Consider the following 23,331-nt stretch of genomic DNA (forward strand, 5'->3'; position numbering starts at 1 on the left):
CCGCGGCGCCATGCCGCGGTCACCTCCGGGACGTCTCCGCCTGTGACGGTCGGAGAAGTTGGCTATACAACTTTGCCCCGAGGAGTGACCGTGTCCGCCCTGTCCAGCTTTCCCGTCGGCGATCTTCCGGCGATGTGGCTCCGCGACAACTGCCCCTGCGCCGAGTGCCGCGACCCGCGGTCCGGGCAGAAGCTGTTCCAGATCGGTTCGCTGCCCGCCGGGCTGCGGGTGGGCCGGGCGGCCGACTCCGCCGGTGAAGGCCGGCCCGCCGTCGAGGTGGTCTGGGAGCCCGACGGGCACCGCTCGTCGTACCCGCTGACGTGGCTGGAGGCCGCCCGGCCCGACCGGACCGGGCACGGTGACCTGCGCACCGAGGCCGGGAAGGAACTGTGGACCGCGCGCGAGGTCGCCGGGCGGCTGCCCGAGGCGGACTGGGAGGAGTACCTGGGCGAGCCGGGTGTGCGGGCCCGGATGCTGGAGTCCGTGCTGCGGCTCGGCTTCATGCTGCTGCGCGGTGTGCCCGGGCGTGAGGGCCAGGTGCTGGAGGTGGCCGAGACCTTCGGGTTCGTCCGCGAGACCAACTACGGGAAGCTCTTCGACGTGCGCGTCGAGCCGGACCCGAACAACCTCGCCTTCACCTCGGCCGCCATCACGCCGCACACCGACAACCCGTACCGGGATCCCGTTCCGACGCTCCAGTTGCTGCACTGCCTGGTCAACGACGCGGACGGCGGCGACTCCGGTCTCGTCGACGGCTTCGCGGCGGCCGCGCTGCTGCGCCGCGAGGACCCGGAGGCGTACGACGTGCTCACCCGCACGCCCGTGCCGTTCGTCTTCCGTGACGCGGGGACCGAACTGCGGGCCGACCGCCCGCTGATCGGCACCGACCCGCTGGGCCGCGTGCGGGAGGTGCGGTTCAACAACCGCTCGATCGGCACGCTGCGGATGGCCGCGGACGAGCTGGAGGCGTTCTACACGGCCTACCGCACCTTCGCCGAGCTGCTGCTCCGCCCCGAACTGCAACTGGACCTGCGGCTCGCGCCCGGCGACTGCCTGGTCTTCGACAACACCCGGCTGCTGCACGCCCGCACCGCCTTCGCCCAGGACGGGGCGCGCCACCTCCAGGGCTGCTACGCCGACCTGGACGGGCTGGCGAGCACCCTGGCCGTGCTGCGCCGCGCGGACACCCTGGAGCCGCTCGCCGAACTGTTCGCGGGCGCGGTGTCCGCGGAGTACCTGGGCGAACCCGTCACCATGGCCCAGCACATGCTGCAGGCGGGAGCCCGGGCCGAGGCCGCCGGTGCCCCGCCGCACCTGGTGGCCGCCGCGCTGCTGCACGACATCGGCCACGTGGAGGGCGAGGTCGTCACCGGCCGGGACCTGATGACCGGCCACGACAACCGGCACAGCCACACCGGCGCCGACCTGCTGGGCCGCTGGTTCGGGCCCGAGGTCACCGAGCCGGTGCGGCTGCACGTGGCCGCCAAGCGCTACCTGTGCGCGGTGGAACCGGGGTACCACGACCGGCTGTCGGAGGCGTCGAAGTACACCCTGGAGGTCCAGGGCGGTGTGATGACGCCCCGCCAGGCGGCCGAGTTCGCCGGGCTGCCGGGCGCGGCCGACGCGGTCGCCGTCCGCCGCTGGGACGAGGAGGCGAAGGACCCCGACGCCCTCACCCCGCCCTTCGCGCACTTCCTCCCGCTGCTGGCCGCGCTGATGCGCGGTTAGCGGCAATCTCCGCGGGTGCCTGAGGCGGCCGTCCGGCTGTCCCGCCGTCTCGCGCCCTTCGGGCGCACGGATGCGGGCCGCGGAGGGGAAGGTGGCGGCCTGGGGCCGGTCGGCGCCGTGCGGGTGGTGGATGGCCGGGGTTCGGACGCCGGAGCGGGTCGCCCGTCCAGTGGCATGGCTCTCGTTGCCGTCCGCGGGTGCAGATGGCCGGTTGCCACGCCCACTGCCGGTGGTGGGCGCCCCCGCCGTGACCCGCGTCTGCGGTGACTCCCCCGGGACCGGGCTCGCTCTCGTCGTCCGGTACGGCGAGCGCGAGCCCGATCTCACCCCACCCGGTCAGCAGCACTCCGCGGCAGCGCCGCACGCGGACGCTCCATTGCTCCAGGCGCACGGCGCCGGACGTCCGGCCGGGCGGATCGAGCGCTCCCGCTCGGTCGCCAGCCGGCGGATGCGCTTCGTGCGGCCTGCGGCCGCGAGCCGGTTCAGCACCGCGGGCTCGTCCGAGGACGCGGCGAGGCGCAGTTGGAGCCAGTCCGACCAGGACTCGGGAACGGATGCGTCGCCGAGCAGGGCGGTCACCGCCGCGCTCTGCAGGACGCCGAGTTCGCGGGCGCGCCGGGCCGCGTACGCACGGCCGCGCTCGGTGCCGAGCCGGTCGGTCCAGGCCGGGCGGTCGGAGGGCGGGAGGCGTCCGAGGACGTGCAGGACGATGCCGAGGGCCACGCTCGGGTCGGGTTCGACGGCCACGGCGTCGTACAGGTCGGGCAGACAGGCCGGGTCGTCGAAGGCCCGCCGGTACAGGGCCCAGCGCTCGTGCTCGTCGGAGAGGTCGCCGGAGAGGTCGCCGGGGGTGGCGCCGAGGCCGTGGGCGAGGGCGGCGGTGACCTGGTCCGGGCCCCGGGACACTCAGTCCTTCCCGGGACGGGGGCTGTGGCGGCGGCCGAGGGTGGAGGCCGCCACGGAGTTGTGCACCGTGAAGGCGATGGTGCCGGGCAGGTAGCGGTCCTCGGACCACTCCACCGGCGCGCCCTCCGGATCGGTGGTGCGGCGCCGCTCGCGCAGCAGGACCTGCCCGGGCGGGCAGTCCAGGAGGCGGGTGTCGTCGGCGTCGGCCCAGGCCAGGTCGATGGTGTGGTCGGCGTCGGTGAACAGGACGCCGTGCGCGACGAGGGCCTCGGTGTGCGAGACGGTGTCGGGAGGCAGTTCGGCCACCAGGGCGCCGATCCGGGCCGGGTAGAGGGAGCGTTCGACCATCACCGGCTCCCCGGACAGGGTCCGCACCCGCAGCACCAGGTAGACCTCGGCGCCGTCCTCCAGGCCGAGCTGATCGGCCTCAAGGGACTCGGCGGGCCGCCGCACCACGCTGTCCACGCGGCCGCCCGGGGTCTCCCCGATGGAGCGGGCCCAGTTGGTGAAGCTCAGCAGCTCCGAGAAGCTCTGTGCCCGCGGGCCGCCGAGCACCGTGCGCCGGGTGCCGCGGCGCGAGGTGACCAGGCCGTCCGAGCGCAGCACGGCCAGCGCGTGCCGGACCGTGCCTCGGGAGACGCCGTAGCGCTCGGCGAGGGTGCCCTCGGGGGGCAGTTTGGTGCCGGCGGCGTACTCGCCCGCGATGATCGCCTCGCGGAGTCCGGCCGCGACCTTGCGGTAGCGCAGCTCGCTGTCCGGGGTGCCCTGTTCCTGCCGCACCGTGGTCTCCTGCGCTGCTCGTGTGCCGTGCGGGCCGCCCCTGCGGGCGGTTCCCCCGACCCTACCCGGAGGGGTCGGGGGACGGGCGGCGGCCCGTCCCCCGTCCCCCGACCCCTCCGGCCTGCCTCACACGCCGTGGACGGTTCCCGCGTACCGCTGGACGAAGCGGGTGCCGGTGCCCGCGGCGACGGTCACGTCGTAGCGGCCGCCGTCGGTGCGCCAGGTCACCCGGGTGCGGTCGCCCGCCTTGACCCACACGGTCTGCTCCTTGCCGGCGAAGTCGTTCGGCGTGAGCGTGAAGGCCACCTCGGTGCCGCCGTCGTTGCGCAGGTAGAACTCGACGGCCGCGTTCTCCGGACGCCCGTCGTGCCGCAGGGTCGCCGTGACCCCCGGCACGGCGACGTCGTCCTGACCGCCGGGGACGACCGTCCCGGAGAAGCGGCGGACGAAGCCGTCGGCGCCGTGCACGGAGAAGTCGTAGCGGCCGTCGGTGGCCGCCGCGTCCCACACATAAGTGCGCGACGAGCGCGGCGGGACCGTGAACGGCGTGCCGGTGAAGGGCAGCGCCGTGTTGGGCAGCACGGTGAAGTGGTAGCCGACGGTGCCGTCGTTGATCAGCCTGCAGGTGACCTTGCCCTTGTCGCGGTCGGCGGTCACATCGGCCCACGGCCGGTACGGCAGCGGGCGGTGCGGCCGCCGTCCTTCCTCCTGCTGCGGCATGGCCGAACGGTCGGGCACCTTCACGGCGGGCAGCGCGTTGTTGGCGTCCGCCTTGGCCATCAGCGCGACGGTGTCCGGCAGCGCGGGGATGCTGTAGTCGGGCTTGGTGAAGTCGAAGCAGCTGGTGAGGTCGCCGCAGACGGTGCGCCGCCAGTCCGAGATGTTGGGCTCCTTCACCCCGGTGACGCGTTCGAGGAAGCGCAGCACCGATGTGTGGTCGAAGACCTGGGAGTTGGCCCAGCCGCCGCGCGACCACGGCGACACGACCCACAGCGGCACCCGGCTGCCCAGGCCGATGGCCTTGCCGTTCGCGAACTCGTCCTTGGTGCCCGGCTCGGGGAACGGCGGGATGACGTGGTCGAAGTAGCCGTCGTTCTCGTCGTACATGAGCAGGAAGACGGTGTGCTTCCACACGTCGGGGTTGGAGAACAGCGACTGCAGCGCGGTGTTGACCCAGTGGGCGCCGTAGTCGGGGCTGGCCGCGGGGTGCTCGCAGAACAGGTACGGCGCCACCAGCCAGGAGACGGTGGGCAGCGCGCCGTCCTTGCAGTGCTTGTCGAACGCCGTCAGGTCGAACTTCGTCATGGCGTTGACGTAGCGCGGGTCGTCCTTGGGGAACTCGTGGAACTGCTTGAAGTACGACAGGGCGTTGTCGTCGTAGTCGCCGTTGCGGTCGTCCGAGCCGTCCGGGTTGTGGTAGACGCGCCAGGTGACGCCCGCGTCCTGCAGCCGCTCGGCGTACGTCGTCCAGTCCGCCACCGGGTTGTCGGTGACCGGGGTGTTGTCGGTCCACGGGCCGGTGGTGCCGTCGACGCCGGGGCCGGCGGTGCCGGTCCACAGGTAGAGGCGGTTGGGGTCGGTGGGCCCGTTCAGCGAGCAGAAGTAGCCGTCGCAGAGGGTGAAGGCGTCGGCGAGCGCGTACTGGTAGGGGATGTCCTCGCGGGTGAAGTAGCCCATGGTGCGCTCGCCCTTGGCGGACACCCACTTGTCCATGGCGCCGTTGTTGACGGCCGAGTGGCCGCTGTCCCAGTCGTGCGGGAGGCCGCCGGCGTTCTGGGCGTTGTACTTGGTGGTGTCCATGCGGAACGGCAGGAGGTGGCCCTCCTCGCGTCCGCGGGCGGGCTGGCGGAACACCGGGTCGCCGTTGGACAGGACGGCCGCCTGGCGGTCGCCGAAGCCCCGTACGCCGCTGAGGGTGCCGAAGTAGTGGTCGAAGCTGCGGTTCTCCTGCATCAGGATCACCACGTGCTTGACGTCCTCGATGCTGCCGTGGCGGGAGCCGTGCCCGGCGGCCTCGGCCGTGCCGGAGAGCCCGACGGCTGCGGCGGCTCCCGCGGCGGTGCCGATGAAGGCGCGGCGGCTGAACTCGGTCATGGGGAAGGTTCCTTAGGTCGTTCGGGGTCAGCCGCGGGCGGACAGGGAGAAGGTGACGACGGCGGCGGCGTGGTCGGAGGGCCAGCCGTTGCCGGCGGTGTCCGGGACGGGCCGGGGCCAGCCGGTGACCAGGGTGTGCGCCTCGACGACCTTGAGCGGGCCCGCGTACTGGACCTGGTCGATGCGGTCCTGGGGTTCCGCGCCGCCGTCCTCGTGCTGCGGCCTGACGGGTGACCAGGTGGTGCCGGGGTCCTTCACGGGGCTGGAGTGATCGGCGCGGAAGGCGTCGGTGAGGCCGGCGTCCTCCAGGGCCTCGGTGACGGGCCAGCGGAGCCGGCCGGCTCCCCCGTGCGCGGACGAGGTCCGGCTCGTCCAGTCGCGGTGCGACGGCGAGGCGAGACCGGCGGCGAGCACGACGGGACCGCGGGAGGCGATGTCGCGGCGCATCGCGGCCACCAGCGCCTGCGTCTGCCGGTAGCGTGCGGTGCCCTTCTCCGCCGCCTCGACCTGCGCGGCCGTGCGGCCCCCGAGCACCGCGTACGGCCCGTAGCCGGCCTCGTCCAGCTGTGCCGTCCACAGCCGCACGGTGCGGTCGCCGGGCAGCCGCAGCGTCGCGGCGGCGGCCGGCAGCGCGGCGGTGGGGGCGAGGGTGTCGGTGAGCGGATGGCGGCTCACGATGCCGAGGCCGCCGGCCTGGTGCACGTGCCAGCCGAGCGCGGCGGCGAGCCGCTGGGCGCCGTCGTCGCCGCACTCCTGGAGCGCGACGGCGTCGAGGCCCTGGGTCAGCACCAGCCGCAGTTGCTTCTCCAGCGCGCCGTCGACGTGGCTGCCCGCGTCCCACAGGTTGAGCGTGGCGACCTTCAGCGTCAGCCGGTCCCTGCTCGCGCGCACCGGCACCTGGACGGTGACGGTGTCGCCGCCGACGGCGCTGTCGGTGACGGCGACGACCAGCCGGCCGGGTGTGCGCGGCGCGAGGGCCGGGGCCTTGCCGCTGACGGTGCCGTCCGCGGCGACGGTCAGCCACGGGTCGCCGCCGGCGCGCTTGAAGGTCGCGCTGCCCTCGGCGTTGCCCTCGGGCCGGATCCACAGGCCGCCGAGCGCGACGGAGAAGGCCGTGCCCGTCGTCTGCTCGGCGGTGGTGACGGCGTCCACGACCGCGTGCGGGCGCGGGATGACGGGACGCGGCACGAAGCTGAAGGGCGCGGTGCGGGCCAGGATGCCGTAGCCGTCCTTGGCCAGCAGGTAGGCCGTGTACGGCCCGCCGCTCAGCCCGGAGGTGTCGATGGTGATGTCGCCGGACGCGGCGGGGGTGTACTCCCAGGCGAGGGAGGCGCCGTTGCCGGGGACCCGGTCGCCGTCGTAGACGCCGATCCAGTTCTTGGGGTGGGGCGCGTCGGTCGTCCAGTGGAAGGAGACCTTGTCGCCCTCGAACGGCTTGGGGGTCCGCACCTCGACGAAGTCGCCGGTGGGCGGGCCGGCGAAGGTGAACGGCTCGGTCTTGGCGAGGATGCCGTAGCCGTCCTTGGCCAGCAGGTAGACGGTGTACGGGCCGCCGCTCAGCCCGGAGGTGTCGAGGGTCGTCTTCCCCGAGGTTCCGGTGACGTACGTCCACACCAGCGAGCCGCTGCCGCTGCCCGGCTGGCGGTCCCCGTCGTAGACGCCGATCCAGTTCTTGGGGTCGGGCGCGTCCGTCGACCAGGCGAAGGTGAGTTTGTCGCCGCGTTGCGGAGGCGTCGTGGAGTCGAGCGCGACGCTGCTCCCGGATGCGGCGACCTGTGAGAGGGATGGCACGGTGTTGGGTCCTCTCCGCCCCGGCGCCGCCGCGGCGGCGTTCGGGTGGGCAAAGTTGTCTAGATAACTTCGCTCCCAGCAAGCCGTCCCACGGCGACGAACCCGTGAACGACGGGTTGCCGCCGTCCGGGAATCAGGCGGAAATCTGAGGTCGGCGCGCACGGCGGGAGAAACCGCCGACCGCCCCCACCACCGCCTTGAGCAGCGACGTCATGGCGATCGGGATGCCCCACGACGGGTTCCGCACGCGGAGCGGCGGCCTCCCCCCGGGCCGCCGCTCGGGGGGAGGCGGCGTCATGCACCGTTCAACGGTGCGCGTTCCGCTGCGCGCAGGTGAGGCGTTCAGCAGGTGAGGTTGCCGCCCGGGGCGACGCCCAGGATCTGGGTGAAGCGCTGGTAGTTGTTGACGCGGCTCTGCACCTGCGCCGGGTTGCGGCCGTCGCATTCCAGGGAGCCGTTGATGGAGCGGATGGTCTGGCCGAAGCCGGCCTGGTTCACCATGGCGTTGTGCGGGGTCATGGTGCCGGGGCCGCTCTGGGTGTTCCAGTACCAGAGGCCGGTCTTCCAGGCCACGGCGGCGTCCTGCTCGACGAGCCAGGGGTTGTGGAGCAGGTCGATGCCGAGGGCGTCGCCGGCCGCCTTGTAGTTGAAGTTCCAGCTGAGCTGGATCGGGCCGCGGCCGTAGTAGGCGGACTGGCCGGCGGGGCAGCCGTAGGGCTGGCCCCAGTCGCAGTAGTGCGGGTAGTTCGCGGTGTTCTGCTCGACGATGTAGACCAGTCCGCCGGTCTCGTGGGCGATGTTGGCGAGGAAGGCGGCGGCCTCCTGCTTCTTCACGGTGTCGCTGCCGGTCTTGGCGAAGCCGGGGTACGCGGAGAGGGCGGCGACCAGGCCGCTGTAGCTGTAGAAGGAGTTCCGGCCCGGGAACATCTGGTTGAACTGGGCCTCGCTGACCACGAATCCGGAGGGGTTGCCGGGGTTGCCCGGGTCGGTCGTGCCGCCGCCGCAGGTGCCCTGATCGGCCCAGACGCCCCATTCGCCGGTGGTGCCGGGGGTCTCGCCCTGCGTCCACCACTTGGCCTGCCAGTTGTGGCCGCTGTAGGAGGCGGTCATGCCGCCGGTGTAGACGGCGCCGGCGCTCCATGGCGTGGCGCAGGTCGCGGCGGAGGCCGTGCCGGCGGGGAGCGCTACCGCCAGTCCGGCGGCGGCCGTGAGGGTGGTCAGGGCGGCGAGGGTACGTCGCATCACCGTAACTGCTCCTTGTGTGGGGGGAGTTGCGTATCGCACTGAGCAATGAATCGGATTGGCCTATACCTGTCAAGGTCTAGACCAACATCCCCCGCACGGCCCGGCCACGGCCCCGGGTTGAGGCTCCGCCCCGTCGGCGTAGCGTGGAATCAGGCCAGTGCCGGTGGCGGGCGGGCCCGCGGGGGAAGGTGCGCGTCGCGCCGAGCCGCACCGCCGGCCCCAGGCGGGCCCCGCCCCCGGGCGGGCTTGCGTCGTCAGCGCACGAGGAGCGTCGGCCATGGGCAAGCCCTCAATCGACCAGCTGCGGGAGCGCGTGCGCGGGGCGGTGATCACCGCGGACGAGGACGCCTACGACGGGACCCGGAAGGTCTACAACGCGATGATCGACCGGAGGCCGGCCGTCATCGTGCGCTGCGCCAACGCAGGCGACGTCATCGCCGCGGTGGACTTCGCCCGGGAGATCGGGCTCGACCTGGCCGTGCGCGGCGGCGGCCACTCCGTACCGGGCTTCGGCACCTGCGACGACGGAGTCGTGGCGGACCTCTCCGCGATGCGCTCCGTACGCGTCGACCCCGGATCACGCGCCGCCCGCGCGGAGGGCGGCGCCACCTGGGGCGACGTCAACGCCGCGACGTACGCCTTCGGGCTGGCCACGACCGGCGGCATCATCTCCACCACCGGCGTCGGCGGCCTCACCCTCGGCGGCGGCATCGGCTATCTGAGCCGGGGCCTCGGACTCAGCTGCGACAACCTGATCTGGGCAGACGTCGTCACCGCGGACGGGCGCTTCCTCGTCGCCAGCGAGAAGGAGTACGACGAACAGACCTGAGCACGTCCCCCACCAGGCACGTTGCACTGACCTGCAGAACACCAAACCAGCTCAGAGCGGATCAGCCCGAACCAGCCCGAATCCCAACGCTCCCGTGTGGCCGCGGCCACACGGGAGATGACCTCGGCAAACCGCGCATCCAACACAGATCCCTCAGTAGTCGATCTTGGCCGAATCCAAGCTGCGCACATCGCTCGCCCCTGGCCGACGGCCTGCTCGGTCCGCTCAGGACGCAGCCAGTCGAACTCATGTATGACGAGGATGGTGGACGGGAAGTGCATGCTGTGGGTCGGACAGGGCTAGCAAACCCTGTGCCGCAATGCTTCGGGCTTCCGCATGTACGGGGTCGAGCATCGCCTGCTGGAACGCTTCGTGAGCCTCCGCAGGCTTGGCCTCCTCCAGCAGTAGGCAGCCAAGGAGAGCCCAAGCCATGGGCGCGAATCTCGGGTGGCCGGCAGCAACGACCTTGAGGTACGCGCCGTGTGCCCATGTGGATCCATAGTGCAGCACCGAGTTGAACAGTGGTCCGCCCTTCGACCAGGGCAGTGCGCTATGTCGCAAGGAGAGCTCGTAAGCCTGCGCGAAGGCTCGTTGAGCTGCTTCGCGATCAGTCTCGACAAGCAACATGCCGAGATTCATCGCTCCCACGATGGCGAGTTCTGGATCGCTGCAGTCAATCACTTGCTGGTATAGAGCTGCTGCTGACTGAAGCTCGCCAGTCTCGGCAAAGAGGTCACCGATGGCAATGAGCGCCTTGGGTGCCTGTTCGGGGTGAGAGGTGGCGGCTGCCTGGCGGAAGGCGGTGGCTGCTTCGCGGGTGTCACCCCAGTCGCTAAGGCGGTATCCCAGCAGGCGCCAAGCGCGGGGTGTCTGGTTCGGATCGCCTGCGGCAATTGCGCGCTGGAAGGTCTCGAGGGCGCGCTCGCGGTCGCCGCGATCTGCGAGCAGGCAAGCCAAGTTGACCGTGGCTTGCACTGCTATGTCAGGTAGGCCGGAACTGATGGCCTGGTTGTACGCGCGTTCGGATCGATGCCAATAGGTGCGACGGGCCGTCTCCTCGTCGGCTTCCCGTGCGAGGGCTTCAAGGGCCAGCGCGAGATTGTTAGCTGCCCCGGGTGCAAGGTCGGAATCACGCGCGGCGACCTGACTCAGGGCGCGCTCGGCGACATGGAAGGACCCCCATTCGAAGGCGACACTGCCTACCCGTAGGGCCTCACTCGCATCATCCGCCACGGCGTGAAGGACCACCGGCCAGAATCCTTCCGGGATGGCTATCTCGCCTAGCTGGTCGACGATGTAGTCGAAGGCCAGAACTCCCTCAGTCGACACGGATAACAGGGCGTTGGCACCGGATACCCGCTCGGTCGCCCATTGCAGTCCTTGACTCCAGGCTTCACTACGTCGGTGCTCTGACAGTTGGTCCTGCACATGGAGAAATTCGAAGTACAGTTCCCTGAGGACGTTGACTGGCGTTGGACGGTGCAATCCCACCCGCCGCCAGGCGGCCGCAACACGGACCATTGCCGGACCGACCGGCTGGTCCTCCCCGCAATTGTGGTACCTGTCCACCAGGTCAGGCCCAGCTGCTAGGTAAGCTGCCAAACCATGTGCGGCCACCGAGGCGACCAGATTCGGATCTCGGAGGACAGCCTCAGCAGCTTGGTGCTCCACCGCGTCGAGTCGGCGCTTGAGCCGCACCTGATGCGCCCGTCGGATCACCTTCCACGCCGGATCTTGGACCTCCCGCTGCTCGCCGTCCAGGCGGGGGGCAAAGCGTCCCATCTCACTCGAACGAATGGTCGCAAGGATGCTTACCGTGGTTCTGCCGGGGAGGAGTAGCTGGTCGAGAACGTGATCCGTCAGCAGATCTGAGCCCAAGTACCTCTCGAGATCGTCCAACCACACCACAGCAGACGGCGTCATAGCGAGCAGCTCCGGAAGCCGGCTCACCGAGGCTGGGTGTGCCGGTATGAGCAGGGCACGGTCGCTGAACAGGGCGCGCATGGCTTCGAAGGCGGTGCGTGTCTTGCCGACCTTGGAGTCTCCGACGACCAGGACGAACGAGTGCTCGGCGAGCGCCTCACGCAAGTCACCGTCCCGACTCCGACGCACGTAGGGTGGTGAGGAACCCAATGCGGACCGGCTCGCGCCGATAAGCTCTGCATCGCTTACCTCGTGAACCAGTGGGATCGGCGATGTCCCCGGCGGTTGTCTCAGAGGGACCAGGACGCCCGCCGCGGCATGCTGTTGTTGCCGGACTCGACCGATCGCATCAGGCACCAGCGCGCCGCCGGCGGCAACCACTACTGCCACCAGCACCTGAACGGGAGTCGGCACACTCGAACCGGCCGCTTGGAAAGCCGCGCCAAGAGCAGCCGTCACTCCCAATGCCAACAGCAGCCACTGGAGGCGCCGCTGAGCGGGAACCCCTTTCCGCCGATCCACAGACACCCCCATGTGCGGCGAGCATTACCCTGCAGCGTCCCTTCCCCGCCCGGCGAATGGTCACCCAAGCAAGGGCTTCCAGCAAAGGCGCCGTATGATGTCAGCCCGGCTGGCGCCGCCAATCGGTCGTTTCAACGCGGCAGGTCATGGGTCGATTGCGGAGCCCGAGGCGGCGCGTCGGCCCCCGCCATGATCACGCCAGCGTCTGAGGCTTCAAACCCCGTCGGCCAGATCGTGGTCACGTCAGCCACCGCACCGCTCAGGCTGGCTGTGCTCAGGTCGGTGCACGTCAGGTCCGCCCCCCGTAGATCGGCCAGCTCGAACCGTGCCCCTTTGACCACTGCGCCCGTCAAGTCAGCCCCCGACAGGTCCGTCGCCCTCAGGTCCGCTCCCTCCAACCGGGCGTGCCACAACACCGCGGTCCGCAGGTCGGCCTGGTGCAGGGTGGCGTCGATGAGCACAGCTCCGGCCAGGAAGATGCCGGTCAGATCAGCACGTCGCAGATCGGCACCGTTCAAGCCCGAGTCGGTGAGGTCGCAGTAGTGCAAGTCGGCATCGGCAAAGTCCGCGAAGACCAGCCGCGCCCGTCGGAGGTCCGTCCGGTCCAAGCGCAGTTCCTGAAAGTATGGCGTCCGAGCCCGGCGACCGAGCACGGTCATCGCCGCTTGACGGTCCGGGAACCGTTGGGACAGAGGTTCTTCCCCACCGTGAGTGCGGGCCAGTTCGCCTTTATGAGCCTCGCCGCGGGGTATCGGCCGTCCCCCAAGGGGAGCAGCCGGTCCGGTGCGTTTCACGAAGGAGCACAGCACCTCCGCGATCGGCCCGCGGTCGCCAGGCGAGTCCCGGGCAATGCGTTCCAGTGCGTAGATCGCACCGATCCGAACCTCCGGGCTGGTGTCCCCCAGCTGTTCCACGGCCGCCGTGAAGCGCTGAGTGAGCTGCCCCTGGCGGCTCACGTCGAGCTGACGCCAGGTGAAGTACGCGCCGATCAGCAGGGCGACACCCGCCAGGCCCTGCAGCAGCGTGGTGCGAATGTCATTGATCGCCTTCGCACGGTCCGCGGCAGGCGTCGCGGGAGCGTCCCAGCTCAGCAAATATCGCGGTGCCACCACGGTGACGAAGACGACGAGCACCACGCTGCCGCACACAGCGGCCAGCCCCGTCAACCAGGGCCGCGCAACACGATGCGCCCCGGGACGTAGTACCTCGCGTACCGGGTGCCCAGGCAGGACCCTGTACCGCGCGGACGACCTGGCCATCCCCCACCGCCCTGTCCACGCTCGTCGCGATAGCAGAAGGATGCGTCACAACAGGCCACTCCAAACGGCCACTTAGACATCGGATTTACTAGGCCGCGACATGCGCGTCGGTGAGCTGGTCCTGCCGGTGGCCGCCTCCGATAGGGCCGGTCGGTGGCGATGGAGCCAGGCAGAGCTCGTCGGTCAAGGAGAGCGCAGGAGCAGTGAACCGCTTCCGACATCCAAGTGCCTTTGCGTGGCTGCGATGAACGCCTTCTCTGCCGACACCAGCCTTGCGCGGGCCACACCGCCGCCAGCCCCTGATCCACGGGGCTCATCGTTCCCAGATGCCGCCGGAGTAATGCGGCGTGGCATAGCATCCGGCTCGTGCACGCAGCTCGTAGGGGCTGCAGCTTGGATGGCGTGGTGCAGGATTCGTGGCGGATCCCTATAGCCGGCTCAGCCCGGTCTGATAGCTCGGAGTAGCACGGTGGCGGTCTTCTGCCATGGCGCTGTCTGCACGTTGGGGGCGGCGTTAACGTGTTGGTGGGGGCGTCGGTCTCTGGGAGGGGGAGAGCGGGATGCTGGAGCAGGCGTTGGTGGCGCTGTCGGCGGCGGGTGGGACCGCCCTGGTGCAGGCTGCAGGGTCAGACGCGTGGACCGGGCTGCGGGTCGCAGTTGCCCGTTGGTTCGGCGGGGGCAACGAGCAGAGAGAGCGGGCGGAGCTGGAGCGCCTGGACCAGACCGCCGGTGAGTTGGTGGCCGCTGAGGCAGGTGGGGCGGAGCGAGTGCGCATTCGCCAAGAGGCGGCGTGGCAGGCCCGTTTCGAGGGCGTGCTGGAGCACCTTGATGACGTCGAGCGGATCCGAGCCGCTGAAGGCCTGCGGGCCTTGTTGACCCAGCACACGCAGCCAGGCGGTGCCTCGGTCGGACAAGGCGGGCTGGTCGTTGGCGGCAATGTGGACGTGCGCGCCGAGGGTGGGTCGGCTGCGGCGGTGCAGATGGGGGACGTGACGATTGGTGCCCTGGTGGACCCTCGTCAGCCGGGGGCGGACCAGGGCTGACCGCCCCCGGCGCATCGGCCAGCCCGGTGAGCGGCGCACACCATACGGGCGGCAGTGTGAACATCGCTGCCGTCTATGGCAGCACTGCCGCGCACACCATCGGGGAGCTCCACCAGTACCAGCCGCCCCGGCTGCCGGCCCCGTGGCCACACCAGGTCGGGACTATCCCACCGCAGGCCGCCTGTTTCCAGGACCGTAACGAAGCCGCACGCCTCGCGGAGGCACTGACTCGTGGTGGAGCTGCGCTTGTCACGCAGGCCCAGCGAGCGGTGGTGGTGGGTCTGGGCGGGGTCGGCAAGACCCAGCTGGCGGCCGACTACGCCCGCACCGCCTGGCAGGCTGGCGAGGTGGACGTGCTGGTATGGATTACCGCAGCCACCACCTCGGCAATTGTGGACTCTTACGCGAGGGCCGCCACAGAACTTCTCGGCAGCGCCGCACCGGACGATCCCGAGCAGGCTGCAGCTGCGTTCCTTGCTTGGCTCCAGCCGAAGGTCGGACAGGCGCGCTGCCGGTGGCTGATGATCCTGGACGATGTAACCGATCCCGACCACCTGAGCGGATTGTGGCCGCCGGACAGCCCTGATGGTCGCACGCTTGTCACCACCCGCAGCCACGAGCCCGCGCTCACATCCGGACGCCGGCTCATCCCCGTCGGCGTCTTCACCCCCGACGAATCCCTCGCCTACCTGACCACCGCCTTCGCCGCTCACCATCTGACCGAATCCGATGACGAGCTCGCTGCCCTCGCCCATGTTCTCGGCCACTTGCCGCTCGCACTCGCCCAGGCTGCGGCCTACATCGCTGAACTCGCCGATGCCGACATGGACTGTGCCCAGTACCGGCAGCTGCTGGCTGACCGAACCTCCGTGCTGCGCGACGCCGCCCCTGACCGTCTGCCGGATGGTCAGGCCCTCACCGTCGCCGCCACATGGTCCCTGTCCATCGACCGCGCCGACACCCTCCGCCCCACTGGTCTGGCCCGCCCGATGCTTGGCATCGCTGCGTTCCTTGACGCCAACGGCATCCCGGAAACCGTCCTGACCAGTGCCCCCGCCCGCACCTACCTAGCCCAGCGGCGCACCACCTACACGGGGCTCGTTCCCACCGCCGATGGCCCAGTGCTGTCTTGTCCCTCCGCTGACCCAGCGGAGGGACAAGACGCCGTGGCTGTGCCCGAACGAGACGCCCGTAAGGCCCTCAGTGCCTTGCGCCGGCTCAGCCTCATCGACCGCAGCCCTGCGGCCTCATACACCGCGGTTCGCGTGCACCAGCTCATTCAGCGCGCCACCCGCGACACCCTCACCCCGTCCCAGCACCACCGAACAGCTCACGCCGCCGCCGACGCCCTGCTGGCCGCCTGGCCTGACGTCGAACGCGACACCGCCCTTGCGCAGGCCCTGCGCGCCAACACCACTGCCCTCAGCACGTGTGCGAACGAAGCCCTCTACCAGCCCGGTGTACACGCGGCGCTGTACCGCAACGGGCAAAGCCTCGGTGAGGCGGGCCGGGCCTCGGCGGCACGTGATTACTTTCGAGACCTATACGTTCAGTCCAGCACCCACCTCGGATCCGAGCACCCCGACACTCTCACGGCCCGGCACAACCTCGCCCGCTGGCAGGGGGAGGCTGGCGACGTGGAGGGGGCGGCCGAAGCATTCGCTGAGGTGGTCGAGCACATGGTCCGCGTTCTGGGCCCCGACCACCCCCACACCCTCAAAGCCCAGTACAACCTTGCCTACTGGCGCGGCGCGGCGGGCGATGCGGTAGGCGCGGCGGACGCGTTCACTGGAGTGGTCGAGCACATGACGCGCGTTCTGGGCCCCGACCACCTTGGCACCCTCAAAGCCCGGCACAACCTTGCTTACTGGCGGGGTGCAGCCGGCGATGCGGCCGGGGCAGCACACGCGTTCACCAAAGTGGTCGAGCACATGACGCGCGCTCTGGGCCGCGACCACCCCTACACCCTCAAAGCCCGGCACAACACAGCCCGCTGGCAGGGGGAGGCAGGCGATGCGGTGGGCGCCGCGAACACGTTTGCTGAGGTGCTGGAGCACATGGTGCGGGTTCTGGGCCCTGACCACCGGTACGCCCTCAAGGCCCGGCACAACCTCGCTTACTGGCGGGGTGCGGCCGGGGATACGGCGGCGGCGGCCGACGCAACCGCCGCAGTGCTGGAGCGGATGGTGCGGGTTCTGGGCCCTGACCACCCTTACACCCTGAAGACCCAGGGCAACCTCGCTTACTGGCGGGGTGCGGCCGGGGATACGGCGGCGGCGGCCGACGCAACCGCCGAAGTGCTGGAGCACATGGAGCGAGTTCTCGGCCCTGACCACCCCGACACACTCATCACCCAGGACAAACTCTCCCACTGGCGAAGAGCGGCCGAAAGGGAGGGCCGGCCGTCAGGTTGACGATTGCCCAAACACCACCGCCGGCCGACGTCCGCGCAGCGACGCCGGCTCGGCAACTACTCCGTATCTTGAAGGGCGGGTCGTCGCTCAGCCGGACAGTAGATCGTCGCTGGAGACCAAGCCCCACCACGGCGACTCCTCTCGTTGGGCCGGCCGGGACGGAAGGACGTCGGCGGGCCGCATGAGGTCTTCGTAGGGTTCGCACCAGGCCTTGTTGCAGTGCTGCTACGGAATGAGTTCCAGAGGAACTCGGACCGCAGTGTGGCGGCGCTAGGTCCGCAGCGCCAGGCCGCTGCTCCTGTACGCCGCCCTGCTCGACGTAATTGCCCCCGCAAGCCCGTCCGCCGTGCCAAGGCCGTCTGGCAGGGCGATCCAGTGGGATGTCCTCGAGGGTCCGCGGCCGTCTCGAACACATACTCGAATTCCTCTGGCAGGCTTCCATCGCCCGCGAGCACAATGACAGGGTTACCCCTTCGCCGGTGGGGCGCGGACCCACGACGACACCTGCCCCACCACCGGCAATGCGGCTCGGTACCTCGGTAAGCACAGCGCGTTTGAGCCGCCCTCCTCCTCCGCGAACGCCACACGGTCCCGCGTGAGGGGCTCCCTGTCCCGACGGCCAAGCCCCCGGGGGGTGGGGCTGCTCACCTGTCCGAGCCCAGCGGAGAGCCGACGTGCGAGGGTTAGAGGGCAGGCGGACAATTGGTACTGGTGCGCGGCACCATGCCAGGCCTTTTCACAGACGCATCGGATGCGCGTCTCACGCTCGCGCAGCCCGCTCGGACGCCGTCTCCGCGTCGCGCATGAGCAGGGGTTTTCGACTATGGACGGCATCAAGCAGCAGGCCTTGGACGGCCTGCGCGAGTCACTGCGGGGACCTGTTGTCGCTGCAGGGGACGCAGGCTACGACGAGGCCCGCAGTATCTACAACGCCATGATCGACCGGCGTCCGGCGGCTATCGCTGGCTGCGTGGACGTGGCGGATGTACGGACCGTGATCTCCTTCGCCCAGGACACTGGGGTGGACCTGGCGGTCCGCGGCGGCGGACACAGTGGTCCCGGGCTATGCCTAGTCGACGACGCGCTGACACTCGACCTGACACCTATGCGCTGGGTACACGTCGACCCACAGACGAGGACCGCGCGCGTAGGCGGCGGAAGCCAGCAGGGCGACTTTGACCATGCAGCGCATGCCTTCGGACTGGCAACTCCGACCGGGACCATATCGACCACCGGAATCGGCGGTCTCACCCTCGGCGGCGGCCACGGGCACCTGACTCGCAGGTACGGGCTGACCATCGACAACCTCGTGTCCGCCGACGTCGTCCTCGCTGACGGCACGTTCGTCACCGCATCAGAGAGCGACCACCCGGACCTGTTCTGGGCTCTGCGGGGCGGCGGAGGCAACTTCGGTGTCGTCACATCGTTCACCTTCCGGCTGCACCCCGTGGACACCGTCGGTGTCGGGTTGACCGTTTGGCCCGTCGACCACACCCGCGAAGTACTCCAGTGGTATCGGGATTTCCTCCCCGCCGCGCCGGAAGAACTCTCCGGTTTCTTCGCCTTGCTGACCGTACCGCCTGGCCCGCCCTTCCCCGAGCCGATCCACGGGCAGAAGGTGTGCGGCGTGGTGTGGTGCTACACAGGCGACCTCGAAGGCGATGGCCTGGAGAAGGCGCTAACCGTCGTCAACCAGCCCGGGCCACCAGCGTTCCACTTCACCAGCCCCATGCCCTACCCCGCCCTACAAAGCCTGTTCGACGGGCTGATGCCAAAAGGGCTCCAGTGGTACTGGCGCGGCGACTTCTTCGATGCCATCCCCGACGAGGCCATCGGCATACACGAGAAGTACGGCCAGAATCTCCCCACCAGCCTGTCCACGATGCACATGTACCCGGTCGACGGTGCGACCCGCCAAACCGGCGCCGACGAAACGGCCTGGGCCTACCGGCACGCCTCGTGGTCCGGCGTCATCGCCGGCATCGACCCCGAACCCGCGAATGCCGATCTGGTGCGTCAATGGTGCGTCGACTACTGGACCGACCTGCATCCCCACTCCATGGGCGGTGCCTACATCAACTTCCTCGGCGAACAGGAGAGCACCGATCGGATTCCGGGCACCTACCGCGGTCACTACGACCGACTCGCCTCAATCAAGGGCCGCTACGACCCCGACAACTTCTTCCACGCCAACCAGAACATCCCACCCGCCTCTTCGTAAGGGTCCCCCGCCGTCGCTTCCGCGGGCGCGGGGTGCGAGGGCACCTTCGGCAGTCTCCTCCCGCTCTAGGTGTACTCGGCCGACACGCGGGCGCGGGGAGCAGACCGTCGACGGCGCGCCCTCCGTGTTCAACGCGGGACCATCCCCGCGGGCGCAGGGAGCAGCCCTGTGGCCGTTGAAGGGCAGGTCAGGGTGCGGGACCATCCCCGCGGGCGCAGGGAGCAGAGCCTCGCGGCGTAGGCGAGGGCCTGGCCGTGGGGATCATCCCCGCGGGCGCAGGGAACAGTATCTCCACCCACCTGACCACAGTTGTTCGCGGGACCATCTCCGGGGTGCGGGGAGCCCCGCGGTCGGCGCGGCTTGAGAACGAAGACCCCCGGCCTTGGCAGTGCTGATAGCGCCCGCCCCTCCCGGTACGTGGCCGGGAGGAGGCGAGAGCGAACGTCTCCAGCGGCCATCCAACACCGCGTGCCGCGTTCCGGCTGATTTGGGCGACACCTGCGGAGTGTCCAGTCATCTGGCCCCGACCTGATCCCGGCAGACCTGGCGTCCGCGCGCGAACGCCCAGGGGTACCGCACCGCCAGGACGCTAGGGTGGCCAGCGGGGCGGACAGAGGGTCAGGAGTTGGACATCGACCCCTTCCTGCGGGTGGTATGGGATGCCTCCCGCTCCTGTTGCTCGCCAGCCTTGACAAGCAACTTGCACTTCCACAGTGGACGCCACTCGTCGCGCGTCAGGTGATCGGCTAGTTGCGACACCGTCACCCGCGACTTCGGCCCGGACTGCCACGGCCTCACCTCCAACGCGCTCGGTGGCAGTGGCGCGGCCGGGGCCACCCTCCTCCCAGGTGCTCCCGGACGACCGACACCAGCCGGTGGATCGAGGTAAGACGCCAGGGCCGCTCTTGACGATGAGCTGTCAACCTCTATGCCGCGTCAGCTGAGCCGACTATTCTCCCCGCACCGACCGCCCTGGATCCTTCGAGGGCGAGGCGGGCTCCATGTCGACACCATGAACGGGGCATCCGTGAGATACAAGAAGTTCGCCGCTGTAGCCGGTGCTGTCGCCGCACTGATCGTCGGATCAGGGGCCTCGCCCGCTACCGCTCAGAGCAACGGCGAGTGTACCTGGGGTGCTTACGTCGGGGACAGCACCGTCGCGACGAGGGCAGGACCTGGCGGCCCGCCGACGCCGTCCCGGCGACGACAGGCGGTACACATCCCCCTCGCCTCCTTGAGACCCACCGTCTCCAACATGTTGTCTCTCCCCTCCGCCCCCGATGCGTGTGTCTTTCGCCCCCCGTCCGGCGGATTCCACCAGCTCGTCCGGCCGCCGCCAAACCTACGCTGCGTGTCCGGCGCCATCTCGTCTCCGGCCCTGGACTCCCACGTTGTGGGGCGTGACGCACATCATGGGCATGGCCGGGCATGGATGCCGTGTGGCAGTCGCTGTTGTCTGGCGGTATGAACGAAACCCCCGATGTTCCCTTTCCGGCCCCGTCCCACTGGATCGGCGGCCGCGCGGTCCCAGGTTCCGGTCCGCTGATCGACGTCATCAACCCGGCCGACGACTCCGTGGTCGCCACCGTTGCCCAGGGCACTTCCGAGGACGTCGACAAGGCCGTGGACGCGGCGCTCGCCGCCTTCCCCGCCTGGTCGGCGACCGCCCCCGAGGACCGCATCGCCGTGATCCGGCGCGTGGCCGAAGGGATGCAGAAGCACTCCGAGGAGATCGCCGCAACGATCACCCTGGAAATGGGCGCACCGATCACGTTCTCGCGTCAGGCACAGGCCGGCTTCCCGGTGGCGTCGACCCTTGCCGCGATCGTGACGGCCGAGCGGTTCGAGTGGACCGAGACGGTGGAGAACTCGCTGATCATCCGCGAGCCCATCGGCGTCGTGGGCGCCATCACCCCCTGGAACTTCCCCCTCCAGCAGCTCGTGACCAAGGTCGTCCCGGCTCTGCTGGCCGGCAACACCGTGGTCCTCAAGCCGTCGGAGCTCTCGCCGCTGAGCGCCCGGATTTTCGCGGAGATCGCCACCGAGGCCGGTCTGCCGGCCGGTGTGCTGAACGTCGTGCAGGGCACCGGTCCGGTGGTCGGCGAGGCCATCTCGCGGCACCCGAAGATCGACATGGTGTCCTTCACCGGGTCCACGGCCGCCGGCAGGCGTGTCTCGGCCGCCGCCTCCGAGACCGTCAAGCGCGTCGCACTGGAGCTCGGTGGCAAGGCCGCCCACATCATCCTTACCGACGCCGACCTCGACTTCGCCGTCAACCGCGGACTGGCCTACGCCTGGGGCAACGGCGGTCAGGCCTGCGGCGCCTACACGCGGATGCTCGTACCCGGCCACCTGCAGGAGACCGTCGTCGAGAAGCTGCGCGCCGCCGCCGCCGCTTACACCGTCGGCGACCCCGCCAACGAGGGCACCCGTATCGGCCCGCTCGCCTCGGAGACCCAGCGCCAGCGCGTGGACGGCTACATCCGTCGCGGCATCGCCGACGGCGCCACGCTCGTCGTCGGCGGCGCCGGCCGCCCCGAGGGCCTCGAGACCGGCGCGTACGTCAAGCCCACGATCTTCGCCGATGTCGACCCCGACTCCGCCATCGCCCAGGAGGAGATCTTCGGCCCCGTCCTCGTGGTGATCCCCTACACCGACGACGACCACGCGGTCGAGATCGCCAACGACACGGTCTACGGACTCAACGGCGCCGTCACCGGCGACGAGGAGCACGCCGTGGCAGTCGCCCGGCGTCTTCGGGTCGGGCAGGTCGACGTGAACGGCGGGCCCCACAATTTCCAGGCGCCGTTCGGCGGTTACAAGCAGTCCGGCAACGGCCGGGAAATGGGCCGGGCCGGCCTTGAGGAGTTCCTCGAGACCAAGGCGATCACCCGCTGACCGACGCCGCCGATTGCCGCGGACGCTCACCGGAACGTCCGCGGCCCCGCGGCCGCCACCGGGGGGGGCCGGTGGTGCGGAGTTACCCTGCGGTGTGGGTGCCCCGCGACCCGAGCGGCCCGGAACCCCCGGAACGCACAGACGAAAGGACGGGAGGGCACATGACGGACCGAGCCGGGCTGGCGGCGTTTCTCCGGGCACGCCGTGAGGCACTGCAACCCGAGGACATAGGGCTGCCGCGCGGGCGGCGCAGGCGCACCGGCGGGCTGCGCCGCGAGGAGGTGGCGGCCCTGTGCGACATGTCGGTCGACTACTACAGCCGGCTTGAGCAGCCGCGCGGCCCCCACCCCTCGGAGCAGATGCTCGCCGCGATCGCCCGCGGGCTGCACCTGTCGCTCGAGGAGCGCGACCACCTGTTCCGGCTCGCCGGTCACGCCCTGCCGCGAAGGGTGCGCCGCGGCGACCACCTCAACCCGGGCATGATGCGCATCCTGGACCGCTTGGAGGACACTCCGGCCCAGGTGATGAACCACCTGGGCGAGACGTTGAAGCAGACCCGCCTGGCCGTCGCGCTGCTCGGCGACGAGACGGCCTACACCGGGTGGTCCCGCAGCGCGCACTACCGCTGGTTCACCGATCCGTCCTCCCGCCTGGTGCCCGAGAGTGACGTCCCCGAGCAGAGCCGGCTGATGGCGGCGGACCTGTACGGCGCGTACACGCGCGACGGCGGCGACTCTCCGGCCGGCGAACTCGTCGACGCGCTCCACCAGGCCAGCCCGGAGTTCGCCGCGCTGTGGCGAGGGCATCCCGTGCTGGGCCCCTCCTGCGCAGCGAAACGCTTCCAGCACCCGCAGGTCGGACTACTGGAACTGCACTGCCAGACGCTCGTCGACCCCGACCAGTCGCAAAGGCTCCTGGTCTATACCGCGGTGCCAGGCACGGAGAGCCACACCAATCTCCAGCTCCTCTCCGTGCTCGGCTAGCGCCCGCCCGGCCAGGCGATCCGGGGGCGTCAACCCTCCCGGCGCCCGTCACGACTCCGCCGACGAGGAAGAAGGCCAGCCCGGGCTACCACACGGCGGCCGTGACGGCGATCAGGCCCGGCCTGACCCTGCGGCCGCTCGCCAGTTCACCGCTCGTCGTGCTCCTGCCCGCCAGCCACCCCCTCGCCTCGCAGGCGGAGGCGGACCTGCGGGATCTCGCCGGTGCCCTCTTCATCGACTCGCCCGTCGGATACGGCAATCGCACCGTCGTCGACGAGCGCCGGGCAGCTGGGCGACGTGATGAAGGAGTCGGCGCAGATCGCGCTCTCCTTCCTGCGCTCGCACCGCGCCGAACGGATGTCAACGCTCCCGCCTATATTCCAGGGCCTCGGCGTGGCCGTGGTCCCCGATTTCGCCGCGCTGACCGACTACCCCATGCTGCGGGTACTGAGGATCGCCGGCCCTCCACTGCCCTGGGAACTGAGCCTGGCCACCGCGTCGCACGGCAGACCCAGCCCCGCCCTGCGGGCCCTGCTGCCGTTGCTCGACCGGTACATCAGCGGTCCTTGAGGGCGCTGACCGATCACTGCCGCGGCAAACGCCGGCAGCGCCGTCTCGCGCAAGACCTGCACGGGCTCGGCTGACGCGGCGCTCACCGCGTAAGGATCGCGCCCCTGACGATGCCGCTCCCGCGT

14 protein-coding genes and 1 pseudogene are annotated in these 23,331 nt (G+C 70.3%); 8 read left to right on the top strand and 7 right to left on the bottom strand.

The features are described 5' to 3' along the window. Nucleotides 1-90: 90 nt before the first annotated feature. Nucleotides 91-1,728, top strand: a complete 1,638-nt coding sequence (locus OG937_06515) for a TauD/TfdA family dioxygenase (protein ID WUD71369.1) — start codon at nucleotides 91-93, stop codon at nucleotides 1,726-1,728. A 336-nt stretch (nucleotides 1,729-2,064) separates the two neighbouring features. On the opposite strand, the gene OG937_06520 is transcribed toward OG937_06515, so the two are convergent. The 5 genes from OG937_06520 to OG937_06540 form a co-directional block, all read right to left on the bottom strand. After that, nucleotides 2,065-2,634: a hypothetical protein gene (locus tag OG937_06520; protein WUD71370.1), complete on the bottom strand. Its 570-nt coding sequence runs from the start codon at nucleotides 2,632-2,634 to the stop codon at nucleotides 2,065-2,067. Then, the gene (locus tag OG937_06525; GenBank protein ID WUD71371.1) at nucleotides 2,635-3,414 is read right to left on the bottom strand and encodes a GntR family transcriptional regulator; all 780 of its coding nucleotides are present in this window, start codon (nucleotides 3,412-3,414) and stop codon (nucleotides 2,635-2,637) included. Between the two features lie 126 nt (nucleotides 3,415-3,540). Continuing rightward, nucleotides 3,541-5,508 carry a phospholipase C, phosphocholine-specific gene (locus OG937_06530; GenBank protein ID WUD71372.1) on the bottom strand — a complete coding sequence of 656 codons (1,968 nt, stop codon included), beginning with the start codon at nucleotides 5,506-5,508 and terminating at the stop codon, nucleotides 3,541-3,543. 27 nt (nucleotides 5,509-5,535) lie between these two features. Continuing rightward, complete coding sequence (locus OG937_06535) at nucleotides 5,536-7,299, bottom strand: hypothetical protein (protein ID WUD71373.1); 1,764 nt, start codon at nucleotides 7,297-7,299, stop codon at nucleotides 5,536-5,538. A gap of 342 nt (nucleotides 7,300-7,641) precedes the next feature. Then, on the bottom strand, nucleotides 7,642-8,541 hold the full coding sequence (locus tag OG937_06540; protein ID WUD71374.1) for a chitinase: 900 nt from the start codon (nucleotides 8,539-8,541) through the stop codon (nucleotides 7,642-7,644). Between the two features lie 280 nt (nucleotides 8,542-8,821). On the opposite strand from OG937_06540, the pseudogene OG937_06545 reads away from it, so the two are divergent. Next, a pseudogene (locus OG937_06545) lies at nucleotides 8,822-9,364 on the top strand (FAD-dependent oxidoreductase). Nucleotides 9,365-9,619: 255 nt separating this feature from the next. Here OG937_06545 and OG937_06550 read toward each other — a convergent pair. Both OG937_06550 and OG937_06555 read right to left on the bottom strand, forming a co-directional pair. Next, nucleotides 9,620-11,461, bottom strand: a complete 1,842-nt coding sequence (locus OG937_06550; GenBank protein ID WUD71375.1) for a tetratricopeptide repeat protein — start codon at nucleotides 11,459-11,461, stop codon at nucleotides 9,620-9,622. 488 nt (nucleotides 11,462-11,949) lie between these two features. After that, nucleotides 11,950-12,954, bottom strand: a complete 1,005-nt coding sequence (locus tag OG937_06555) for a pentapeptide repeat-containing protein (protein WUD71376.1) — start codon at nucleotides 12,952-12,954, stop codon at nucleotides 11,950-11,952. A gap of 683 nt (nucleotides 12,955-13,637) precedes the next feature. Here OG937_06555 and OG937_06560 point away from each other — a divergent pair. From OG937_06560 to OG937_06585, 6 genes are all read left to right on the top strand, one after another. Then, nucleotides 13,638-14,120, top strand: coding sequence for a hypothetical protein (locus OG937_06560; protein ID WUD71377.1), 483 nt, complete (start codon nucleotides 13,638-13,640; stop codon nucleotides 14,118-14,120). 56 nt (nucleotides 14,121-14,176) lie between these two features. Then, nucleotides 14,177-16,534 carry an FxSxx-COOH system tetratricopeptide repeat protein gene (gene fxsT, locus OG937_06565; GenBank protein WUD71378.1) on the top strand — a complete coding sequence of 786 codons (2,358 nt, stop codon included), beginning with the start codon at nucleotides 14,177-14,179 and terminating at the stop codon, nucleotides 16,532-16,534. Between the two features lie 823 nt (nucleotides 16,535-17,357). Further along, nucleotides 17,358-18,755: an FAD-binding oxidoreductase gene (locus tag OG937_06570; protein WUD71379.1), complete on the top strand. Its 1,398-nt coding sequence runs from the start codon at nucleotides 17,358-17,360 to the stop codon at nucleotides 18,753-18,755. Nucleotides 18,756-20,219: 1,464 nt separating this feature from the next. Next, complete coding sequence (locus tag OG937_06575) at nucleotides 20,220-21,653, top strand: aldehyde dehydrogenase family protein (GenBank protein ID WUD71380.1); 1,434 nt, start codon at nucleotides 20,220-20,222, stop codon at nucleotides 21,651-21,653. Between the two features lie 161 nt (nucleotides 21,654-21,814). Further along, the gene (locus OG937_06580; protein ID WUD71381.1) at nucleotides 21,815-22,636 is read left to right on the top strand and encodes a helix-turn-helix transcriptional regulator; all 822 of its coding nucleotides are present in this window, start codon (nucleotides 21,815-21,817) and stop codon (nucleotides 22,634-22,636) included. Between the two features lie 222 nt (nucleotides 22,637-22,858). Next, a complete protein-coding gene (locus tag OG937_06585; GenBank protein ID WUD71382.1) occupies nucleotides 22,859-23,206 on the top strand; it encodes a LysR substrate-binding domain-containing protein in 348 nt (115 codons plus the stop codon). Nucleotides 23,207-23,331 lie beyond the last annotated feature (125 nt).

Source organism: Streptomyces sp. NBC_00510, assembly GCA_036013505.1.
In the GTDB taxonomy this organism is placed as follows: domain Bacteria; phylum Actinomycetota; class Actinomycetes; order Streptomycetales; family Streptomycetaceae; genus Actinacidiphila.